Source organism: Nosocomiicoccus massiliensis, assembly GCF_002871345.2.
Lineage (GTDB): Bacteria > Bacillota > Bacilli > Staphylococcales > Salinicoccaceae > Nosocomiicoccus > Nosocomiicoccus ampullae_A.
Map to the genome: position 1 here is coordinate 42,607 of NZ_CP136964.1, position 21,349 is coordinate 63,955.

At 38.8% G+C, this 21,349-nt stretch carries 21 protein-coding genes and 1 pseudogene; 20 read left to right on the top strand and 2 right to left on the bottom strand.

All coding sequences use genetic code 11. The features are described from left to right. Positions 1-17 precede the first annotated feature (17 nt). The 16 genes and pseudogenes from ftsZ to pyrE form a co-directional block, all read left to right on the top strand. Positions 18-972, top strand: a pseudogene (gene ftsZ, locus CJ229_RS00245) (cell division protein FtsZ); the annotation flags it as partial. A 274-nt stretch (positions 973-1,246) separates the two neighbouring features. Beyond that, a complete protein-coding gene (locus CJ229_RS00250; protein ID WP_102167255.1) occupies positions 1,247-2,011 on the top strand; it encodes a purine nucleoside phosphorylase YfiH/LACC1 family protein in 765 nt (254 codons plus the stop codon). Continuing rightward, a complete protein-coding gene (locus CJ229_RS00255; RefSeq protein WP_070622429.1) occupies positions 2,012-2,641 on the top strand; it encodes a YggS family pyridoxal phosphate-dependent enzyme in 630 nt (209 codons plus the stop codon). It abuts the gene before it with no gap. A 9-nt stretch (positions 2,642-2,650) separates the two neighbouring features. Beyond that, the gene (locus CJ229_RS00260) at positions 2,651-3,166 is read left to right on the top strand and encodes a cell division protein SepF (protein ID WP_070457597.1); all 516 of its coding nucleotides are present in this window, start codon (positions 2,651-2,653) and stop codon (positions 3,164-3,166) included. Between the two features lie 12 nt (positions 3,167-3,178). Beyond that, positions 3,179-3,484, top strand: coding sequence for a YggT family protein (locus CJ229_RS00265; RefSeq protein ID WP_083286890.1), 306 nt, complete (start codon positions 3,179-3,181; stop codon positions 3,482-3,484). A gap of 50 nt (positions 3,485-3,534) precedes the next feature. Continuing rightward, positions 3,535-4,317, top strand: coding sequence for a YlmH family RNA-binding protein (locus CJ229_RS00270; protein WP_070710316.1), 783 nt, complete (start codon positions 3,535-3,537; stop codon positions 4,315-4,317). A 259-nt stretch (positions 4,318-4,576) separates the two neighbouring features. Next, a complete protein-coding gene (gene ileS / locus CJ229_RS00275; protein WP_102167256.1) occupies positions 4,577-7,315 on the top strand; it encodes an isoleucine--tRNA ligase in 2,739 nt (912 codons plus the stop codon). An 8-nt stretch (positions 7,316-7,323) separates the two neighbouring features. Further along, complete coding sequence (gene lspA, locus CJ229_RS00280) at positions 7,324-7,803, top strand: signal peptidase II (RefSeq protein WP_070457603.1); 480 nt, start codon at positions 7,324-7,326, stop codon at positions 7,801-7,803. After that, the gene (locus CJ229_RS00285) at positions 7,784-8,698 is read left to right on the top strand and encodes an RluA family pseudouridine synthase (protein ID WP_102167282.1); all 915 of its coding nucleotides are present in this window, start codon (positions 7,784-7,786) and stop codon (positions 8,696-8,698) included. Before lspA ends, CJ229_RS00285 begins: the two co-directional genes overlap by 20 nt. 207 nt (positions 8,699-8,905) lie before the next feature. After that, complete coding sequence (pyrR, locus tag CJ229_RS00290) at positions 8,906-9,421, top strand: bifunctional pyr operon transcriptional regulator/uracil phosphoribosyltransferase PyrR (RefSeq protein ID WP_070457604.1); 516 nt, start codon at positions 8,906-8,908, stop codon at positions 9,419-9,421. A gap of 45 nt (positions 9,422-9,466) precedes the next feature. After that, positions 9,467-10,384 (top strand): aspartate carbamoyltransferase catalytic subunit, encoded by a 918-nt coding sequence (locus tag CJ229_RS00295; RefSeq protein ID WP_070457606.1) that lies wholly within the window; start codon positions 9,467-9,469, stop codon positions 10,382-10,384. After that, positions 10,350-11,612 carry a dihydroorotase gene (locus CJ229_RS00300; protein ID WP_102167257.1) on the top strand — a complete coding sequence of 421 codons (1,263 nt, stop codon included), beginning with the start codon at positions 10,350-10,352 and terminating at the stop codon, positions 11,610-11,612. Before CJ229_RS00295 ends, CJ229_RS00300 begins: the two co-directional genes overlap by 35 nt. Before the next feature lie 13 nt (positions 11,613-11,625). Further along, entirely contained in the window at positions 11,626-12,375 is a 750-nt protein-coding gene (locus CJ229_RS00305) for a dihydroorotate dehydrogenase electron transfer subunit (protein ID WP_070622441.1), read from the top strand. Then, complete coding sequence (locus CJ229_RS00310; protein ID WP_068128860.1) at positions 12,372-13,274, top strand: dihydroorotate dehydrogenase; 903 nt, start codon at positions 12,372-12,374, stop codon at positions 13,272-13,274. Before CJ229_RS00305 ends, CJ229_RS00310 begins: the two co-directional genes overlap by 4 nt. 9 nt (positions 13,275-13,283) lie before the next feature. After that, on the top strand, positions 13,284-13,976 hold the full coding sequence (gene pyrF / locus CJ229_RS00315) for an orotidine-5'-phosphate decarboxylase (RefSeq protein ID WP_070457614.1): 693 nt from the start codon (positions 13,284-13,286) through the stop codon (positions 13,974-13,976). After that, positions 13,976-14,584 (top strand): orotate phosphoribosyltransferase, encoded by a 609-nt coding sequence (pyrE, locus tag CJ229_RS00320; protein WP_070622442.1) that lies wholly within the window; start codon positions 13,976-13,978, stop codon positions 14,582-14,584. Before pyrF ends, pyrE begins: the two co-directional genes overlap by 1 nt. Positions 14,585-14,752: 168 nt before the next feature. On the opposite strand, the gene CJ229_RS00325 is transcribed toward pyrE, so the two are convergent. Beyond that, positions 14,753-14,989 (bottom strand): hypothetical protein, encoded by a 237-nt coding sequence (locus CJ229_RS00325; RefSeq protein WP_102167258.1) that lies wholly within the window; start codon positions 14,987-14,989, stop codon positions 14,753-14,755. An 81-nt stretch (positions 14,990-15,070) separates the two neighbouring features. Beyond that, positions 15,071-16,771 (bottom strand): Rqc2 family fibronectin-binding protein, encoded by a 1,701-nt coding sequence (locus CJ229_RS00330; RefSeq protein WP_102167259.1) that lies wholly within the window; start codon positions 16,769-16,771, stop codon positions 15,071-15,073. A 128-nt stretch (positions 16,772-16,899) separates the two neighbouring features. On the opposite strand from CJ229_RS00330, the gene gmk reads away from it, so the two are divergent. Genes gmk through priA form a run of 4 tightly spaced genes read left to right on the top strand, consistent with a single transcriptional unit; the run spans position 16,900 to position 21,343 of the window. Next, positions 16,900-17,523: a guanylate kinase gene (gene gmk, locus CJ229_RS00335; RefSeq protein ID WP_070622464.1), complete on the top strand. Its 624-nt coding sequence runs from the start codon at positions 16,900-16,902 to the stop codon at positions 17,521-17,523. Next, positions 17,523-17,726 carry a DNA-directed RNA polymerase subunit omega gene (gene rpoZ, locus CJ229_RS00340; protein ID WP_068128850.1) on the top strand — a complete coding sequence of 68 codons (204 nt, stop codon included), beginning with the start codon at positions 17,523-17,525 and terminating at the stop codon, positions 17,724-17,726. The genes gmk and rpoZ overlap by 1 nt, the downstream gene beginning before the upstream one ends. A gap of 54 nt (positions 17,727-17,780) precedes the next feature. After that, positions 17,781-18,968 carry a bifunctional phosphopantothenoylcysteine decarboxylase/phosphopantothenate--cysteine ligase CoaBC gene (gene coaBC, locus CJ229_RS00345; RefSeq protein ID WP_102167260.1) on the top strand — a complete coding sequence of 396 codons (1,188 nt, stop codon included), beginning with the start codon at positions 17,781-17,783 and terminating at the stop codon, positions 18,966-18,968. Further along, complete coding sequence (gene priA / locus CJ229_RS00350) at positions 18,968-21,343, top strand: primosomal protein N' (RefSeq protein WP_102167261.1); 2,376 nt, start codon at positions 18,968-18,970, stop codon at positions 21,341-21,343. The genes coaBC and priA overlap by 1 nt, the downstream gene beginning before the upstream one ends. The last annotated feature ends 6 nt before the right edge of the window (positions 21,344-21,349 follow it).

Sequence of the window (21,349 nt, forward strand, 5' to 3'; positions counted from 1 at the left end):
TGGGAGGATATGGTGAGATGTTAGAATTTGAAACTGGTTTTAACCATCAAGCATCTATTAAAGTAATCGGTGTCGGTGGCGGAGGAAACAACGCAGTAAACCGAATGATTGATGAAGGTATGCAAAACGTTGAATTTATTGCGGTTAACACAGACGGACAAGCTTTAAACTTATCAAAAGCAGAATCTAAAATCCAAATCGGAGAAAAATTAACACGTGGTTTAGGTGCTGGAGCGAACCCTGAAATTGGTAAAAAAGCTTCAGAAGAATCACGTGAACAAATTGAAGACGCAATCCAAGGTGCGGACATGGTATTCGTCACTGCTGGTATGGGTGGCGGAACTGGTACTGGAGCAGCACCAGTCGTTGCGAAAATCGCAAAAGAAATGGGAGCTTTAACAGTTGGTGTTGTAACACGCCCATTCTCTTTTGAAGGTAGAAAACGTCAAACACAAGCAGCTGCAGGTGTAGAACAAATGAAAGCTGCTGTAGATACATTAATCGTTATCCCAAATGACAGATTACTCGATATCGTTGACAAATCAACACCGATGATGGAAGCATTTAAAGAAGCGGATAACGTATTACGTCAAGGGGTTCAAGGTATTTCAGACCTCATCAGCGTAAGCGGTGAAGTAAACTTAGACTTTGCGGACGTTAAGACGATTATGACAGACAAAGGTTCTGCATTAATGGGTATCGGTGTCGCAAGTGGTGAAAACCGTGCGGTTGAAGCGGCTAAAAAAGCAATCTCAAGTCCATTACTTGAAACTTCAATCGTCGGTGCACAAGGTGTGTTAATGAACATCACTGGTGGCGAAAACTTATCACTATTCGAAGCTCAAGAAGCTGCGGACATCGTTCAAGACGCTGCAGACGAAGATGTAAACATGATCTTCGGTACAGTAATCAACCCTGAGCTTGAAGATGAGTTAGTAATTACAGTTATCGCAACAGGCTTTAACGAAAAGTCAGTATCAAGAGGTCCTGAACGTCCAGTTCAACAAGAACGTAGACAAGCACCTTCATTCGAAGAAAAAGAAAGAGAAGATTCATTCATCAACTTAGATGATCGTTCAAATTCTGAACAATCATTTGATAGCTCTGATAGAAAATCTTCATTAGATAACGAGCCAGACGTACCATCATTTATTAGAGGTCGTCGTAGTCGTAGAAGATAAGACATTTACTCACGGAGATATTGACATCAATATCTCCGTTTTTGTCTATTAGGAGATAGATACGCGTGTTTAAAAATTATAATCATTATGTAGGATACAGTTCAGACGATTTAGTGTTTGGGTATACGAAACGTACAAACGGTCAAAGCGACTATCCAAAAAATGCATTTAATATGGCGCTATATATCGGAGATAATCCGGACAATGTACACCGTCATCAACAACTTTTAAGTGAAGAAATCGGATTTGAACGTTCAGATTTCGTGATCCCAATTCAAACGCATGAAAACAAAGTGTATGAAGTAAAAAAAGCGGATGCCGGGACAAATGTAGATGCGTTAACAGATAACATATATGGTATAGACGCTCTATATACATATGAAAGAAATATCGTACTCGGTATGAATTACGCAGACTGTACACCAATTTATGTGTACAGCGTAGCGAATAACTTTATCGGTTTAGTGCATGCAGGATGGAAGGGGACGCGTGGGAACGTATTAAAAAACCTATTAGATCATTACGACGGAGATATCGATGATTTACACGTCGTCATTGGAGTTGCGATTAACGGCGATTATTATGAAGTCGATGATGCGGTCGTCAACGATTCGTTTTTAGTTGCTAAAGAGGCAGTCACTCCATTAGGTAACGATAAATTCTTACTCGATTTAAAAACTGCAAATAAACACCAAGCACTCGATTACGGTATAAAAGAATCGAACATTCACGTCACACCAATCGGTACGGAAAGTGAAGAATTCTTTTCATATCGGTTAGATGATCAACCGACGGGACGTGCTTTAGGGTTTATTGGAAGGAGATTATAATTGAATAAAGATAATTATTTAAAAGTAAAAGAAGAAGTCAATAATCAAGCGACGATTATCGCTGTGACTAAATATCACACTGTTGAAGATGCGCTAGAAGCATACGACGCTGGTGTGAGAGACTTTGGAGAGAATAGAATTGAAGGATTTAATGAAAAAAGAGCCGCACTTCCTCAGGATGCGAATGTGCACTTTATCGGAACACTTCAATCGAGAAAAGTTAAAGATGTCATAGATAATCTATATTACTTACACTCATTAGAACGAGAATCTATCGCGAAACGTATTGAACAATATAGCTCGCATGATGTAAAATGTTTTATACAGGTAAATGTGTCAGGAGAAGAGACGAAACATGGTTTAAAACCTGAAGACGTCAAAGATTTTGTAACGAAAGTATCAAAATATGATCACGTTAAAGTGATCGGGCTCATGACGATGGCACCTGAAACAGACAACGTTGAAGAAATTAGAAATGTGTTTAAACAGTTAAGAGAACTTAGAGATGATTTACAAAAGGAATTTAAAGATATTATTGAGTTAAGTATGGGAATGAGTAACGACTATAAAATTGCACTTGAAGAGGGTGCGACATTTATTAGACTCGGTAGTAAAATTATGGGAAAATAGGTGATTCAAATGGCTCTACAATTTTTAAAAGATTTATTCGTAATCGAATCTGAAGATATGGATGAAATCGAAACAGAACAAAAGCAAGTTGCTGAAGTTAAAGAACAGCCAAAAGTAGAAAAGAAAAGTAAAGTTACAGCAGTCGATTTTTCTGAAAAAACAAAGAGAAGCCGTAGACCAAAAATTGAGGCAAGAGAGCACCGTGAAGTGAGTGAGCCAGTAGTGAAACAAGGGGGACACGTTGACATGAGTAAAATTAATACGAAAGTATGTCTGTTTGAACCATATGTATTTGGTGAAACTCAAGATATCGCGGATCAATTAAAAAATAATCAAACAGCACTTGTGAACTTATCAAAACTCGATAAAGTATCAAAAAAGCGAATCATCGACTTTTTAAGTGGAACAGTGTATGCTTTAGAAGGCGATATTCAAAAAGTTGGAGCTGACATTTTCTTATGTACACCAAACTCTGTTGGTGTGGAAGGTGTTATTTCGGAGAAGAATGACTCTGACTTAATGTAAGGAGTTTTTACTGTGGACCAATCAACAGCGATAAATATACTGACAACAGTAGTTAAAATATATTCGATATTATGGCCAATCTTTACTTGGGGGTTCATCATTTACATACTATCTAGTTGGATTCCAGGTTTAAGAGAGTCATCATTTGGTGAGTTACTCGGTAAAATATATGAACCGTTACTTTCACCACTGAGAAATATAATTCCACCAATTGGTGGCATGATTGATATTTCACCAATCTTTTTAATTATTATATTCCAGTTATTTAACTTTGGAATGCGTCAAATATTTGTATCGTTATATAATATGTTAATGTAAGAGATATTGTTACAATATCTCTTTTTTATTTCGCCATTAGGAGTTATATTATGGAATCCCTATTTCAACATTTTAGACAAGAAGAAAAAGAAAAGATTATTTTTTACTACAGTAAATTTGAAATCGCGTCGAGAGATTATTATCCTGTACTGCTTGATTTTACCGACCCGAGAGAACGTAAAATTATCGAAAGTATTAGCGGACGTTTCCCTGATATAAAAACCGAATATTACGGTGGGGGTCTTGAAGATAACCACGAACGCAAACGTGTGTTACTCGTTCCTGAAATGTTAGAAGTGTCTCGAGATGATTTTGAAATTGAGACGGTAGAGTTACATTATCCAGAAAAATTTGTGACGCTCACACATCGTAATATTTTAGGTGCGATGATGAATGTCGGCGTCGACCGTAGTAAACTCGGTGACATTATACTTTCAGATCACATTCAGTTTGCGATCGATAAAAACTTTTTTGATTTATTTAAATCAGAACTTACGACGATTAAAAACGCACCGATAGAACTCGTTAAAATTCCTAACGATGAATTTTTAAGTGCAGTCTCGAATACGACGAAACATTCGATTATCGTATCATCATTTCGTTTAGATGTGATCGTATCAGAAGTATTAAAAGAAGGACGAGCAAAAAGTAAAAATCGTGTCACGCGAGAGAAAGTTAAAGTCAATCATGCACTCGTGACAGATCCGAGTTTCCAAGTCGAACTTGAAGACGTAATAAGTGTAAGAGGTTTTGGAAGATTTATCGTCAGTGAATTTATTCATGTAACGAGAAAAGGGAAGTCGAGAATCGAAGTTTTAGTGTATGAAGACTAGTTTCAATATAGTTTGACAATAGTCTGAAATTTTTGCATAATGTTATTAATGTATTAGACACGCAATATATGGCATTTTTTAAAGCGACTAGAGGACGGTGAAAGCTCTAGAAAATAAATATATTGATATCACTAATATGATAATTATATAAATATATAAATGAGTGGGCTCTTTATGAGTCAATTAGGGTGGTAACACGGTGAAATCGTCCCTTTTTGACTTGTAAAGAGTTTTTAATTTATTAGGAGGAAATATAAGAATGGATTACAAAGACACGCTACTTATGCCGCATACGGATTTTAAAATGCGCGGTGGATTAACACAAAAAGAGCCAGAAATGCAAAAGCGCTGGCACGAAATGGATTTATATAATAAAAAATTAGAATTAAATAAAGGGAATGAACCGTTCGTATTACACGACGGACCACCATATGCTAACGGTGCAATTCATATGGGACACGCGTTAAATAAAATTGTAAAAGATATCATTAACCGTAACAAACAAATGCAAGGATACTACACACCATATGTACCTGGATGGGATACGCACGGTTTACCAATCGAGCAAGCACTGACGAATAAAGGTGTCGACCGCAACAAAATGTCTGTGAGTGAATTCCGTAAAAAATGTGAAGCATTCGCAAACGAACAAGTACAAGGTCAAAAGGCTGGATTTATGCGTATGGGTATCGACGGAGAGTGGGATAACCCGTATTTAACATACAAACCAGAATTTGAAGCATCACAAGTACGTGTCTTAAAAGATATGGTAGAGCGTGGCTTAATTTACCGTGGTAAAAAACCAGTGTACTGGTCACCTGTATCAGAATCGAGTTTAGCTGAAGCGGAACTTGAATATAAAGACAAACGTTCACCGTCAATTTACGTGACGTTTAAAGTAGAAAACGGTAATGACGTAATTGAAAAAGGCGTAAACTTAGTCATTTGGACGACAACTCCGTGGACGATTCCCTCAAACTTAGCAATCGCTGTTCATCCTGAATTGAATTATGTACAGTTTGATTATGAAGGTGAAGCGTACGTTATTGCTGAAGAATTACTTGACGCGTATTTAGAAGCTGTTGAGTGGGATAAAGAAAAAATTACTCGTACGAAAGAATTTAAAGGTTCTGAAATCGAACGCGTCGAAGCAAAACACCCATTATTTGATCGTATGAGTCTCGTTATTTTAGGAGATCACGTAACGACTGACGGCGGTACTGGACTTGTCCATACAGCACCTGGTCACGGGGATGACGACTATAAAGTTGCACAAAAATATGATCTTGAAATTTTATCTCCAGTAAATAACAAAGGTGTATTTACTGAAGAAGCGGGCAAATATGAAGGGTTATACTATGACGATGCAAACAAAGTAATCGGTGAAGACTTAGATAAAGCAGGCGCATTAGTTAAACTACAGTTCATTACGCACTCATATCCACATGACTGGCGTTCTAAAACACCGGTAATCTTCCGTGCAACACCACAATGGTTTGCGTCAATCGAAAACGTACGTGAAGAAATTCTAGAAGCATTAAACAACACGAAATTCCAAGTTGAGTGGAATAGAGAACGTATGTATAACATGATTAAAAACCGCGGAGACTGGGTCATTTCACGTCAACGTGTTTGGGGTGTACCACTTCCATTCTTCTATGCTGAAAATGGTGAAGCAATAGTAGACCCTGAAGTAATGGAACACGTTGCAACTCTATTTGAAACACACGGAAGTAACGTTTGGTTTGAATGGGATGCAAAAGACTTATTACCAGAAGGATTTACGCACGAAGGTTCTCCAAACGGTACGTTTGAAAAAGAAACAGATATTATGGACGTGTGGTTCGACTCTGGGTCAACACATAGAGGGGTACTCGATTATAGAGATTACTTAACGTATCCATCAGACTTATACTTTGAAGGTTCTGACCAATATAGAGGTTGGTTCAACTCTTCACTTATTACAAGTGTCGCAACGCGTGGAGTATCACCATACAAAGAGTTATTATCACACGGATTCGTCATGGACGGAGAAGGTAAGAAGATGTCGAAATCACTCGGTAACGTTGTAGATCCAACGAAAATTATGAACCAAATGGGTGCAGACATCATTCGTCTATTGGCATTCTCAAGTGACTTTGAAGAAGACGTACGTATTTCTGACGACATTTTAAAACAAGTGTCAGACGTATACCGTAAAATCCGTAACACGATGAGATTCCTACTCGGAAACTTAAGCGACTTTAACGTTGAAACAGACAAAGTTGCATATGACGATTTATACGACGTCGATAAATATATGTACAACAAATTTAGTAAGTTTTATAACGAAACGAGAGACAACTACGACGCATATAACTACATTACGATTTACCAGTCGTTACAGAACTTCATCAACGTAGACTTATCAAACTTCTACTTAGATTATGCAAAAGATATTTTATATATCGAAAAAGAAGATTCTCTAGTAAGACGTAGTGTACAAACAGTGTTACACCGTATTTTAGAAGATTTAACAAAAGTGTTAGCACCAGTGCTCGTTCACACTGCTGAAGATATTTATGACCATACACCAAACCGTACAGCTGAAAGTATCCACTTAACACACTTTAGTGACAAAGAAGATGTCGATGAGAAAGTTTTAGAACAGTGGGCACAAATTATGGCAGTTCGTGATGATGTTTATAAAGCGTTAGAAGTGGCACGTAACGAAAAAGTCATCGGTAAATCACTCGATGCGAAAGTGACGTTAACATTACCTGAAGGATTAACAAAAGACAGCATCAATTCAGAGTTCACACAACTCTTTATCGTTTCGCAAGTTGAAATCGTCGATGAGTTAACAGATGGTACAACATATCAAAACACGACAGTTAAAGTAGAGCATGCTGAAGGCGAAAAATGTGCACGTTGCTGGAACTATAAAACAGACAGAAACCTCGTGAGCGGTAAAGATGATATTTGTGATCGTTGCCGTACTGTTGTTGGAGAAAACTAGGTGAGACGATGAAAAACTATCGAATTATTCCGATGAGTATTTTCGGTATCGGTATATTGGCGCTTGACCAAATTACAAAATTCCTCGTAGTTAAATTTATGGACTACGGGGAATCGATACCAATCATCGAAAACTTCTTATCGATAACGTCACATAGAAATAGTGGTGCAGCATGGGGGATGTTACAAGGTAAGATGTGGCTCTTCTACATCATTACCGTATTCGTCATTATTATGTTGGTATATTTTTATAAAAAAGAAGCGACGGATAATTTACTACTACAATTATCACTGACAATGCTAATCGCAGGAGCGTTAGGGAATTTTATCGACCGTGTACTATTTCAAGAAGTGGTCGATATGATCGATACGATGATTTTCTCATATGACTTCCCGATATTTAACGTTGCAGATTCGAGTTTAACGATTGGAGTCATACTCATGCTATTTCAATTCTTTACAGAGCGTGGTGAACAAAGTGGAAATTAAAATCGAAGAAAAAGATGTCAACGTACGAATCGACAAACTACTACTTGATTACGTCGAAAATAGTTCTCGTACTGAAATTCAGAACCGTTTAAAAGAAGGTAATATTGTCGTCAATGGTGACGAAGTGAAACCGAACTATAAAGTGAAACTCGGTGACGTGATCAAAGTGTTTGAGCGAGAAGTAGAAGACGTCGATATTATACCTGAAGATTTAAATTTAAATATCGTATATGAAGATGATAATGTCGCAGTCGTTTATAAACCGTCTGGGATGGTCGTTCATCCGTCAGCTGGACATAAAAGCAACACGCTCGTTAACGGTTTAATGTATGCACTCGATTCACTTTCAGGCATTAACGGAGAATATCGTCCGGGTATCGTTCATAGAATCGATAAAGATACGAGTGGACTGTTAATGGTCGCTAAAAACGATGTCGCACATCGCGATTTAAGTGATCAGTTAAAAGATAAAACAGTAGACCGACGATACGTTGCACTCGTTCACGGTGAAATTCAGCATAACAAAGGAACGATTGACGCTCCGATTGGACGTAACAAAGAAAAGCGTCAACAAATGGCTGTTGTCGATGATGGGAAAAATGCAGTCACGCATTTTAACGTATTAGAACGTTTTAATGGCTACACGTTAATCGAAGCGATTTTAGAGACGGGGCGTACACACCAAATTCGTGTGCATATGGATTATATCGGATATCCAATCGTTGGAGATCCCGTCTACGGTAGAAAAACAAAATTTGTTACAGATGGACAATTACTACATGCGAAAACAATCGGTTTTACGCATCCTGTTTCAAAAGAGAGACTGAGCTTTTCATCTGAATTACCAGAACAATTTAAAACAGTACTAGAAGAATTACGTTTAGAAAAAAGTTAATGGATTGTGTTGACAAATATTTTAAATAAGACTATTATAATAAGCAACATAATTAAATACTTATGTGTCTTTAAAATTGGTCCCGTGAGGCCAAAAAGACATGATGAAACGTATATATATAACGCTCGCTTTATGTGCGAGTTTACTGACGCGTATACTCATGTCTTTGGCATGAGTATTTTTTTATGATTATTAGGAGGATGCCAAATGGCAAGAACTGTTTTAGATGAACAAGGAATCAATAGAAGTTTAACGAGAATGTCACATGAAATACTCGAGAGGTATAAAGGAAGTAATGACGTCGTACTACTCGGTATTCGAAGACGCGGTGAGTACCTCGCAAACCGAATGCGAGACAAGATTGAAACAATCGAAGGAGAAGCGGTTGCAGGCGGTACGATCGACATTAAAAACTTTAGAGATGACACAGCGAGAAGTGAAAACACTGAAGGGTTAGATACTGACAGTGATTTAAATGACAAGCACGTCGTCTTAGTAGATGATGTCATGCAAACGGGTCGAACGATTCGAGCAGCAATAGACGCAATTATGTTCCACCATAGACCAAAGACGATTTCACTTGCAGTACTCGTTGACCGAGGTCATAGAGAGTTACCGATACGACCAGACTTCGTCGGTAAAAACATTCCGACACGAAAAGAAGAAGAAGTCGTCGTTCAAATCGAGGAAATCGACGGTGAAAACTCAGTTTCAATTTCTTAATCTAAAACTACTCCTACAATAATCTTAAAACCGGAGGCATATACTATGAAAAACTTATTATCAATGGACAACGTATCACCAAGAGAGATTTACGAAATTATTTCACGCGCGCAAGAAATCAAAAAAGGCGACTACAAAAAATTCGACACAGACAAAACGGTATGTAACTTATTCTTTGAAACGTCAACACGTACAAAATCAAGCTTCGAAATGGCTGAATTTAGACTTGGTATGCACGCAATTCCTTTTGAAGTGTCACAATCAGCAGTTCAAAAAGGTGAATCGTTATACGACACGTGTAAAACACTTGAAGCAATCGGTGTAGATGCACTTGTCATTAGACACCCTGATAATAAGTACTACGAACAATTAGAAGGCATTAACATTCCAATCGTAAACGGTGGAGACGGAAGCGGAAGTCACCCATCACAATCTCTACTCGATATGATGACAATTTACGAACACCACGGTAGAATCCACGGGTTAAAAATCGTAATCGTTGGAGACATCGTACACTCACGCGTAGCGAAATCAAACGCAACAGCACTTCGTAAAATGGGCGCAGAAGTTTACTTCTCAGGTCCAGAAGAGTACCAAGATCACTCACTCGGAGTCCCTTACATGGAATTAGACGAAGCGATTGAAGTATGTGACGTCGTCATGATGTTACGTGTACAAAACGAACGTCACGACAGAAAAATGTTATTATCAAACATCGAGTACAACCAAAGATACGGTATTAACCAAGCACGCGTTCGACGCATGAAAGATGATGCAATCTTAATGCACCCAGCACCAATGAACCGCGGTGTAGAAATTACTGACGAATGTGTAGAAGGAGATAAGAGTGTTATCTTCGAACAAATGGCAAACGGTGTATTTATCAGAATGAGTATTTTAGAAAGAGTTCTTGAAGGAGAGAAATCTAGTGCTTTTAACACAAGCGAAGTTATTGTTAGATAATGACTTCATCACAAAAGATGTATTAATCGAAGACGGTATTATCACAAAAATTGCGGATTCAATCGAGCAAGAAGGTCACGACGTAATCGACTTAAACGGTAAGTTATTAACACCAGGACTCGTCGATGTTCACGTTCACTTTAGAGAACCAGGATTTGAACATAAAGAAACGATTAAAACAGGATCTTTAGCAGCAGCACGTGGAGGATTTACGACAGTATGTCCGATGCCAAATACAAATCCGATTATCGATAGCGTTGAAACACTCGACAAAGTAAACGAAATTATCGAGCGTGATGCTGTTATTCGCGTATTACCATACGTATCGATTACTGAAGGGTTAAGCGGAGAAAATCTCGTCGACTTTGACGGGTTAAAAGCACACGGTGCATTCGCATTCACTGATGATGGTGTCGGTGTTCAAACAGCAAAAGTTATGTATGAAGCTATGAAAAAAGCAGCAGCGATTAATATGCCGATCGTTGCACATACTGAAGATAACTCACTTGCAGGGTCTGGAGCTGTTCATGAAGGTGACGTCTCAGAAAGACTCGGTGTCGAAGGAATTCCAAGTCTTGCAGAATCTACACAAATCGCACGTGACGTATTACTTGCTGAAGCAGCAGGGTGCCATTACCACGTATGTCACGTTTCAACAAAAGAATCAGTTCGTGTCATTCGCGACGCAAAACGTGCAGGCATTAAAGTGACAGCAGAAGTGACACCACACCACTTAGTGTTAGATGAAAGTGACTTTACTGAACTCGATCCAAACTTCAAAATGAACCCACCACTTCGTGGTAGCGATGACCGTGAAGCATTAATTGAAGGCCTACTAGACGGTACGCTTGACTTTATCGCAACAGACCATGCACCTCATCATAAAGATGAAAAAGCAGCTGGTGTTGCGAAAGCTCCATTTGGAATTGTCGGCATTGAACATGCGTTCCAATTACTCTATACGAAGCTCGTTAAAACAGGTGTATTCACGTTACAACAACTTGTAGATTTCATGACAGTTAAACCAAGTAACGTCTTTAACTTAGATAGCGGTGAGATTAAAGAAGGAAAAGCTGCTGACTTAACAGTGATTGATTTAGAGGATAACGTGACGATTACTGAAGATGGATTCGTATCTAAAGCAAGCAACTCACCATTTATTGGTGAGGAATTAGAGTCAGATATTTTCATGACAATTTGCGACGGTAAAATCGTCTACGAAAAATAATAGGAGTGTCGACATGAATCACTTACTCAGTGTAAAATCTCAAGAAGAAATTGCACATAACATATACAAAATGGTGATCCATGGCCCGATTACAAGTAAAATGAAAACGCCAGGTCAGTTTGCACATATTCGTGTAAACGAGACTTCGGCGTTTATGCTGAGACGTCCGATATCTATATCGGACGTTGATGCTGTCAATGAGACTTTTACAATTGTATATCGTGCTGGTGGAAAAGGGACTACAGAATTATCGAAATTAAAAGCTGGAGACAACGTAGATGTGTTAGCACCTCTTGGAAATGGTTTCCCAGTAGAAGAGGCGAATCACGTATTAATCGTCGGTGGAGGTATTGGTGTACCACCACTACTTGAGTTAACAAAGCAATTACATAAACGCGACGTAAAAACGACACACGTATTAGGCTTTAGTTCTAAACGTGAAGTCTTTTATGAAGAAGAATTTAGCCGTTACGGAGACACATATATCGCAACAGTCGATGGTAGCTACGGAACAAAAGGTTTTGTCACAGACGTCATCGACACGTTAGATACAAAGTTCGATAAATTTTATTCTTGTGGACCAAAAGTGATGTTAAAAGTGTTAAGTGACACGTTAGATATGGATGGATACATTTCATTAGAAGAGCGTATGGGATGTGGATTTGGTGCATGTTACGCATGTGTTGCTGATAAAGAAGACGGGACACAAGTAAAACTATGTGTCGACGGTCCAGTATTTAAAAAAGGAGAGATCATTTTATGAGTTTAAACGTAGAATTACCAGGTCTCTCTTTAAAAAATCCGATTATGCCAGCTTCTGGTTGCTTTAGTTTTGGCGAAGAGTACAGTCAGTTTTATGACCTTTCTAAACTCGGCGCGATTATGATTAAAGCGACAACAGTTGAACCACGTAAAGGGAATCCAACACCGAGAGTAGCTGAAACAGATTCAGGCATGTTAAATGCGATTGGACTACAAAATCCAGGCTTAGATCACGTATTAGAACATGAGCTTAAATATTTAGAACAGTTCGATGTTCCGTTAATCGCTAACGTAGCTGGAACGACAATCGAAGACTATGTGGAAGTTGCAAAACGTATTTCAAAAGCGAAAAACGTGCATGCTTTAGAGTTAAACATTAGTTGTCCAAACGTTAAAGCAGGTGGAATCCAGTTCGGTACGAACCCTGAGATGGCGTATAACTTAACTAAAGCAGTATACGAAGTGTCAGAAGTGCCGGTATACGTTAAACTTTCACCAAACGTCACGTCAATCGTCGATATGGCGATGGCAGTTAAAGATGTATGTGATGGTCTTACGATGATTAACACACTCGTCGGTATGAGACTTGATAATAATGGCCAACCGATTATTAGTAATATTACGGGTGGTTTATCTGGCCCAGCAATTAAACCGGTTGCGTTAAACATGGTATACCAAGTGAAAAAAGCATTACCAGATATGCCGGTCATCGCGATGGGTGGCGTCACGGACGTGCAAGACGTCATCGACTATATTTCAGTCGGAGCAGATGCGGTCGCAGTTGGTACAGCAAACTTCACAGATCCGATGACTTGTCCGAAATTAATAGACGGACTTGAAGCATACTTAAAAGAACACAACATTAAACATATACACGACTTAAAAGGGAGAACGCTCTAGGAGGATACAATGAATACACCAATTATTGCACTTGACTTTAATCGTTATGAAGAGGTCGAAAACTTCTTAAAACAATTCGATGAAAAACTATACGTTAAAGTTGGAATGGAATTATATATGCTTGAAGGGCATAACGTCATTAAAGAAATTCGCGCGATGGGACATGATTTGTTTTTAGATTTAAAACTTCATGATATCCCGAACACTGTGTCACGTACGATGGCAGGACTTGGACGTTTAGACGTACAGATGGTAAACGTACATGCACGCGGTGGAAGTGAAATGATGAGACGTGCAAACGAAAGCTTTAAAGAATATAATCCAGACGGAATTTGTATTGCGGTTACTGAGTTAACGAGTACGAACGAACATATGGTTGAACACGAACTTCAGTCAAAATTATCGTTAAGAGATTCAGTGCTAAACTTAGCACAACTCACATACGACGCTGGTTTAGATGGAGTTGTTTCATCTCCATTAGAAAGTCAAATGCTACACGAAAAAATTGGTCCAGACTTTTTAACAATTACACCGGGGATTCGTCTAAAAGAGAGTCAAACAGACGACCAAGTACGTATCGTAACACCAGACGAAGCGAGACGACTCGGTTCAAACTATATCGTAGTAGGCCGCCCGATTACTCAGTCAGATAATCCAGTTGAAAGTTATCATAAAATCAAAGCAATGTGGGAGGGGAAATAATGAGTAAACGTGTATCAGAAATTTTATTAGATATCGAAGCGGTTAAAATTCAACCGAACGATCCATTTACATGGGCAAGTGGCATTAAATCTCCAATCTATTGTGATAACCGTAAAACGATAGGATTCCCGAAAGAGAGAAAAGAACTTATTACGTTATTCATTGAAAAGATTAAAGAAAACTATAGCGACGTTGAAGTTATCGCCGGTACAGCAACAGCTGGCATTCCGCACGCAGCATTTTTAGCAGCAGGCCTCGACTTACCGATGGTGTACGTGCGCGGTGAAAAGAAAAAGCACGGTGCAGGAAAACAAATCGAAGGCGGCGACGTCGAAGGTAAAAAAGTGATCTTGATTGAAGACCTATTCTCAACAGGTGGTTCTAGCCTAAAAGCAGCAGACGCTTTAAAAGAAGCAGGCGCTGAAGTCATATCCGTGATGAGTGTATTTAGTTATGAACTAGACGTACTAAAAGAAAACTTTGAAGCAGCTGGATTAGAATACGCAAGTTTAAGCACAATCGATGAAATGCTTGAACTATGCGAAGAAACAAACAGACTCAGTGAAGCGGACATCGAAGTCGTTAAAAACTTTAGAGATAATTTATAAAATGAAAGAACTCGGCGATGCCGAGTTCTTCTTTTGTTTGGTGTGTTTTGGTGCGTATTGATGGGTGGTTGATGTGATTTCGTACGTTTGGATGCGGGAATCGTCGGTGAAAGACCGGACTCGCCGTCGATAAGCTGAATCGTCGGTGAAATGAAAAGTTCACCGTCGCTAATAAGGAAATCGTCGGCGAAAATTCAGTTCGCCGACGGTAACGGTCGAATCGTCGGTGAAATTTTGAGTTTCGGGTTTTTCGCCGACGATACTGTCTTTCCCGTCGGTGAATAAAAAATTCTCCGACGAAAGTCCGTTCTGCGACGGTGAAAAAATCCATTCGCCGACGATAATCCGAATTGTCGGCGAAAATCCAATCTCACCGACGCAAATCACTGAATCATCGGTGAACATCCAATCTCACCGACGCAAACTGCACAATCACAAACGCACAGACGATAAAGCACCCGATCCTCCACTCAGACAGATAATCATCTACTCCGAGTCTTCCATTAGACGGATTTCTCGTTCTACCGGTGTGACGTACACTGTTTTTTGATCGGTGTACGTGACGAACCCGGGTTTTGTGCCTGGGATGTTTTTGACATGTCGGATTTCTGTGTAATCGACTGGGACTGATTGTGATTCTTTTCCTTTTGAGTGATACGCAGCGATTTTCGCAGCTTCCATTATATCGTCTTCAGTGATCTCGTCGGCAACATGCATAATGACGACGTGACTTCCTGGCATATCTTTGACGTGGAACCACAGATGGTTTTTACTCGCATGACGGTTTGTTAAATAATCATTTTGCGTATTATTTTTACCGACGAGGACCGTTAAACCGTTTGACGTTTTATATTTATTAAGATGAACCGCATGCTTCTTCTTACGCTTTCTGCGCTTCTTCTCTTTGATGATTCCTTCTGACATCAGTTCCTCACGGATATCTTCGACCTCTTCGGTAGTTGAAATACTCTCCATTTGATGTAGTAACGTCTCGAGATAATTTAAATCCATCTTCGCAATTTCGAGTTGCTTTTCCGCTTCAATTTCTCGGTTTTTCATCTTATTGTATAAGTGATAATATCTTTGTGCATTATCCGCAGGTGATAAGTGCACTTTTAGCGGAATCGTAATTTTTTTATTTTCATAGTAATCGAAGACTTTCGCTTCCTCGCTATACGGTTTTAACTCGTGCATGTATGCCGTCAGCAATTCACCGTACTTTTGATAGTCCTCTTTACGGTGAGACTCTTCGATATCTTCATTTAACTTTTCGATTTTACGCTTTGTTTTGTCATAATTTTGCTCGATGACATACAAGTAATCATTCGCTTGTCGTTTTATATTTTGTTTAATATATCTTGAATGATAAAATTCATCGAGTAATTCTGAGAGCGTATCGAAGTGGATTTTTTCATCATATTGATGATTTAAAGTCTCGAGTTCACTATAGTAAAACGCATCTCTATTACCGATGTACAATGTCGGATTTAAAGATAAAGCACTCAGTGTCTCTTCAATACCACTCACGATATTTTTGATGTTCCAGAACTTTACACGGTGCTCAGCTTCTTCAATAAATTGTAAACTCACACCTTCGACGTTATTTAAAATTTGTCGATTCAGTTTCCCACCGTTAAAGTCAATATATTTTGGTAAGTCGTTAATTTCTTCAGTTCTAGGATTTAACTTCTTTTTCGTTGGCGGTGCCTCGTACTGTATCCCTGGTTGAATCGGGCGCTCGTTTTCAGAGAGCGATATGTGCTTCATCGCAAAAATGATTTGTTTATGTTCATCCGTTAAAATGATGTTCGAGTGTCTACCCATAATTTCAATGATGAGCTCTCGTTCGATTTCGTCACCGATTTCGTCGCGATTCGTAACCCTCATATGAATGCGGCGGTCATTACCGATTTGCTTAATATCTCTAATAATTCCAGACTCTAAATCACGACGTAACATGCGTAAAAACATCGGCGGTTCAAACGGTGTTTCGTAAGATTCATTTGTAAAATGAATACGTGCTAAACTTGGGTGGCAACTCACTAAAAGTGTTTGTGTTTTACGTTCTGCACGTATTTTTAATATAATTGTATACGGATCGATTTGATGAATTTTATTAATACGTCCACCTCTTAGTGGTGAAAATTCGTTCATGAGTTCATGTATAAAATTTCCGTCAAGTGCCATGATCATTGCACTCCTATCTTTCAGTAAAATTTACTTTATCTATTATAACACCGTCTAACTTATAGTGAAATTATCTCATAATTATGGTAAAGTTAAGAGTAATCACTTTAATGAAAGGTTTACTGCGAATGACAAACGATAAAGGATTGCTGATTGTTCTATCTGGGCCTTCTGGGGTCGGAAAAGGGACAGTGCGTAAAGCATTGTTTGAAGATGAAGAAACGAATTTTAAATACTCAATTTCAATGACGACACGTGATAAACGTGAAGGGGAAGTTGACGGTGTCGACTACTTCTTTAAATCGCGTGAAGAATTTGAGCAACTCATTGAACAAGATAAATTTATTGAATACGCGGAATATGTTGGAAATTATTACGGTACACCTGTTGATTTTGTTCATCAAACGATGGAACAAGGCCACGATGTGTTTTTAGAAATCGAGGTTGAAGGTGCAAAACAAGTGCGCGACAAATTCCCTGAAGCGCTATTTATCTTTTTAGCACCACCGTCAATCGAACAGTTAGAGTCTCGTCTTGTCGGTCGTGGCACAGACTCTAACGAGATTATCGAACACCGTATTAGCGAAGCAAAAAGAGAATTAACACTTATGAATTTATATGACTTTGTTGTCGTCAATGATTCTATCGAAGAAGCAAAACGAAAAATTCGATGCATTGTAGAAGCAAATCATTTAAGACGCTCAAAAGTAGAAAGACATTTAAGAAAATTACTGTTGGAGGTAGAGGAGTAATGTTATACCCGTCACTTCATGAATTAAAAGAAAACGAAAATTCAAAATATATGATCGTCATTATGGCGGCAAAACGTGCAAGAGAATTACAAGACCATCCTGAATATGCGGTGTTCGGTGGAGACACAGGATATAGGTCTAAAAAGACTGTCGGTATGGCACTCGAAGAAATCGCAGATAAACACGTAACACGTAAGGACTAATGTGAAGCTGACAATGTATGTTGTCAGCTTTTCTTTACTATTAGAGGTGATCTTATGGCAAATATTTTACTCGGAGTAACTGGTGGAATCGCGAGTTATAAAGCAATTGATGCAACGAGCAAACTCACGCAACTCGGTCATAACGTTAAAGTTGTTTTAACAGAAAATACGTTACAATTCGTCTCACCACTCGCATTTCAAGCGATTGGTCGAAATCACGTATATACGGATACATTTAAAGAAGAAAATCCAGCTGAAATTGCGCATATTAAACTTGGTGAATGGGCAGACATTATTTTAGTGTTACCCGCAACGGCAAATACGATCGGTAAACTCGCAAACGGGATATACGACAATATGTTAACGAACGTCCTCGCGGCAAATACGAAACCCGTCATGATTATGCCGGCAATGAACGTTAATATGTTAAATCATCCGGCGACGCGACGTAATATCGACATCTTAAAAAAAGACGGTTATCATTTTGTCGATAGCGAAACTGGCTTTTTAGCATGTGGATATAATGCCGACGGTAGACTAGCGAGTATTGAAACGGTCATCGCGGAGATGAATCGTATTTTATCTTTAAATGAAGATTTAAAAGGAAAACGCGTATTAGTAACAGCAGGTCCGACAAGAGAGAGAATAGATAGCGTTAGATATTTAACGAACTATTCGAGTGGAAAGATGGGTTACAGTATCGCTGAAGCGTTTAAAAATCGAGGTGCGACTGTAACAATCGTGAGTGGGCCAGTCAGTATTGACCCGCCGAGCGGTGTCAATGTCATTCGAGTTGAATCGACAGAAGAAATGTTTGAAGCGGTCAAAAATAATTTAGACAACGATATCGGTATATTTTCTGCAGCAGTATCTGATTACACACCAAAACACGTAGCGACAAAAAAGCTTAAAAAAGAGACAGATGCACTTGACGCTATTGAGTTAAAAGAAACGACAGATATTTTAAAATATGTCGGGCACAATACGGACGATATATACGTCGTCGGATTTGCTGCTGAGACGGATAACGTCGAAGAAAATGCGCTAAAAAAACTAAAGAAAAAGCAAATTGACGCGATTTGTTTAAACGACGTATCGAACTCGTCAATCGGTATGAATAGTGACTTTAACGAGATTACGATGTTCTTTAAAACGGGTGATAAAACACAGTTAAACTACGGGACGAAACAAGAAATCGCAGACAAAATCGTCGACGAAATCGTAAAGCGAGTGGACCTATAATGTACGCATCAGTCATCGTCGCGATTAGCAATAAGAACGTCGATCGTCTCTTTACGTATAAAATTCCTGAACACTTAGAAGATAAAATACAACCAGGATCTAGAGTATTCGTTTCATTTGGACCGAGAATGATTCAAGGATTTGTCGTCGAGGTTAAAAATGATACCGACTTAGACCCTTCTAAAATTAAACCGATTCAAAAAGTTATGGACGTCTACCCAGTCCTTACGAAAGAACTTATTCATTTAAGTAAAAAGCTCGCAGATTATTACGTCGAACGACATATAAAAGTCATTGAAGCAATACTCCCTGCAGCGTTAAAAATGAAATCGAGATCTGTATTAAAACTAAGTGATGACGCGTCCACAATTGCTAGAGAAACATTTAAAAAGTTTGACGATGAAAAAATCGACGTTAAACTGCTCGATATGAACGACTTAAAACAATTAATGCCGTTTATTAACTCTAAAGAAATTATCGAAGAAAAAGAATTTTCTCAGCATACGAAAAAGAAGACACGTCGAGGGATTGAGTCAAACTATTTAGATATAAAACCATCGAGTCGAGCAGTGAAACAAATCGAGTTACTCGAACTCGTCGAAGAAAGTGGTCCGTTAACGTATGAACAAATCGAAGAAGAAGGATACTCTATAGGAGTCATTAACGCACTCGTCGATAACGGCTTTTGTAAAAAAATCGATATATTAGTCGAGCGCGATCCATATGAAGGGCGAGTATTTTATCAAGATGAAAAAAAGATACTCACGCCTGAACAACAACACGCGTTTGACAAGATTAAAAAATCGATTGATGACGATACACACGAAACATTTTTACTACACGGAATCACTGGCAGCGGAAAGACAGAAGTATATTTACAAGTGATTGAGGAAGTATTAAATCGTGGTGAAAATGCGATTATGATGGTCCCAGAAATTGCACTTACTCCACAAATGGTGCAGCGTTTTAAATCGAGATTTGGTGACGACGTTGCAGTGATTCACTCGATGTTAAGTCACGGTGAACGATATGATGAGTGGCGTAAAATACGTGAAGGGCGTGCTCGAATTTCTATTGGCGCACGAAGTAACGTGTTTGCGGCATTTCAAAACGTCGGGTGTATTATTATCGATGAAGAACACGAGTCGACTTATAAACAAAACGAACGCCCGTATTATCACGCACGACTCGTTGCTAAGTGGCGCGCGGAGTATTATAACTGTCCGTTAATACTTGGCTCTGCAACACCGAGTATCGAGTCATACGCCCGAAGTGAAGTCGGCGTGTATCAGAGACTTGAACTTACAGAAAGACCGACGGAACAAACCGTTCCAACTCCAGAAATCGTCAGTATGGTTAAAGAGCGAGAAGACGGCAACACGTCAATCATTTCACGTAAACTCGACATGAAAATTCGAGACCGAATAAGTAAAGATGAACAAATGATACTTTTACTCAATCGAAGAGGATATGCGAACTTTTTAGTCTGTCAAAACTGTGGTCACGTTCCGATGTGCCCAAACTGTGACATCAGCTTAACGTATCATAAATCTAACAATTCACTGATGTGTCATTACTGTGCATACGAAGAGCCGATGCCAACAAAATGCGGAGCGTGTGGTGAACACGATTTAAGTCTTCGCGGGACAGGAACACAAAAGATAGAAGAAATATTGCGCGATACGTATAACGTCGACGTCGTACGAATGGATATCGACACGACGCGTAACAAAGGTGCACACGAAAAGCTATTAAGCACGTTCGAAAAAGAAAATATTCCGATACTACTCGGCACACAGATGATTGCGAAAGGGTTAGATTTTAAAAACGTCACACTCGTCGGAGTGTTAAATGCAGATACGATTTTAAATCTACCGGATTTTAGAGCAAATGAACGTACGTTTCAACTCCTCACTCAAGTATCCGGGCGCGCAGGACGCGGAGACGTTGAAGGAGAAGTGATATTCCAAACGTATAACGAAGATCATTACGCGATCCAATTCGCAAAAGAAAATGACTATCGTTCGTTTTACTTAAGAGAAATGGAATATCGAAAACTCGCACGGTATAGCCCGTATTACTTCCACGTATTATTTACAATTTCAAGCGAGTATCAAGACCGCGTCATTAAAGCAGCGAGTGACATTCATACAGTCATTCAAAAAGACGTGTCGAATCGTTCGATTTTAATTGGACCGAGTCCATCTCCAATCGAGAGAATCCAAAACAAATATAGGTTCCAAATAATATTAAAATATAAAAGTGAGCCAGAACTGTTTAAAGTACTCCATGAACTGGATAATAAGTATAGTAAGGAATATCAAAAGACACAAACATCGTTAAGAATCGATGTTGATCCAGAATATATTATGTAGGTGAAA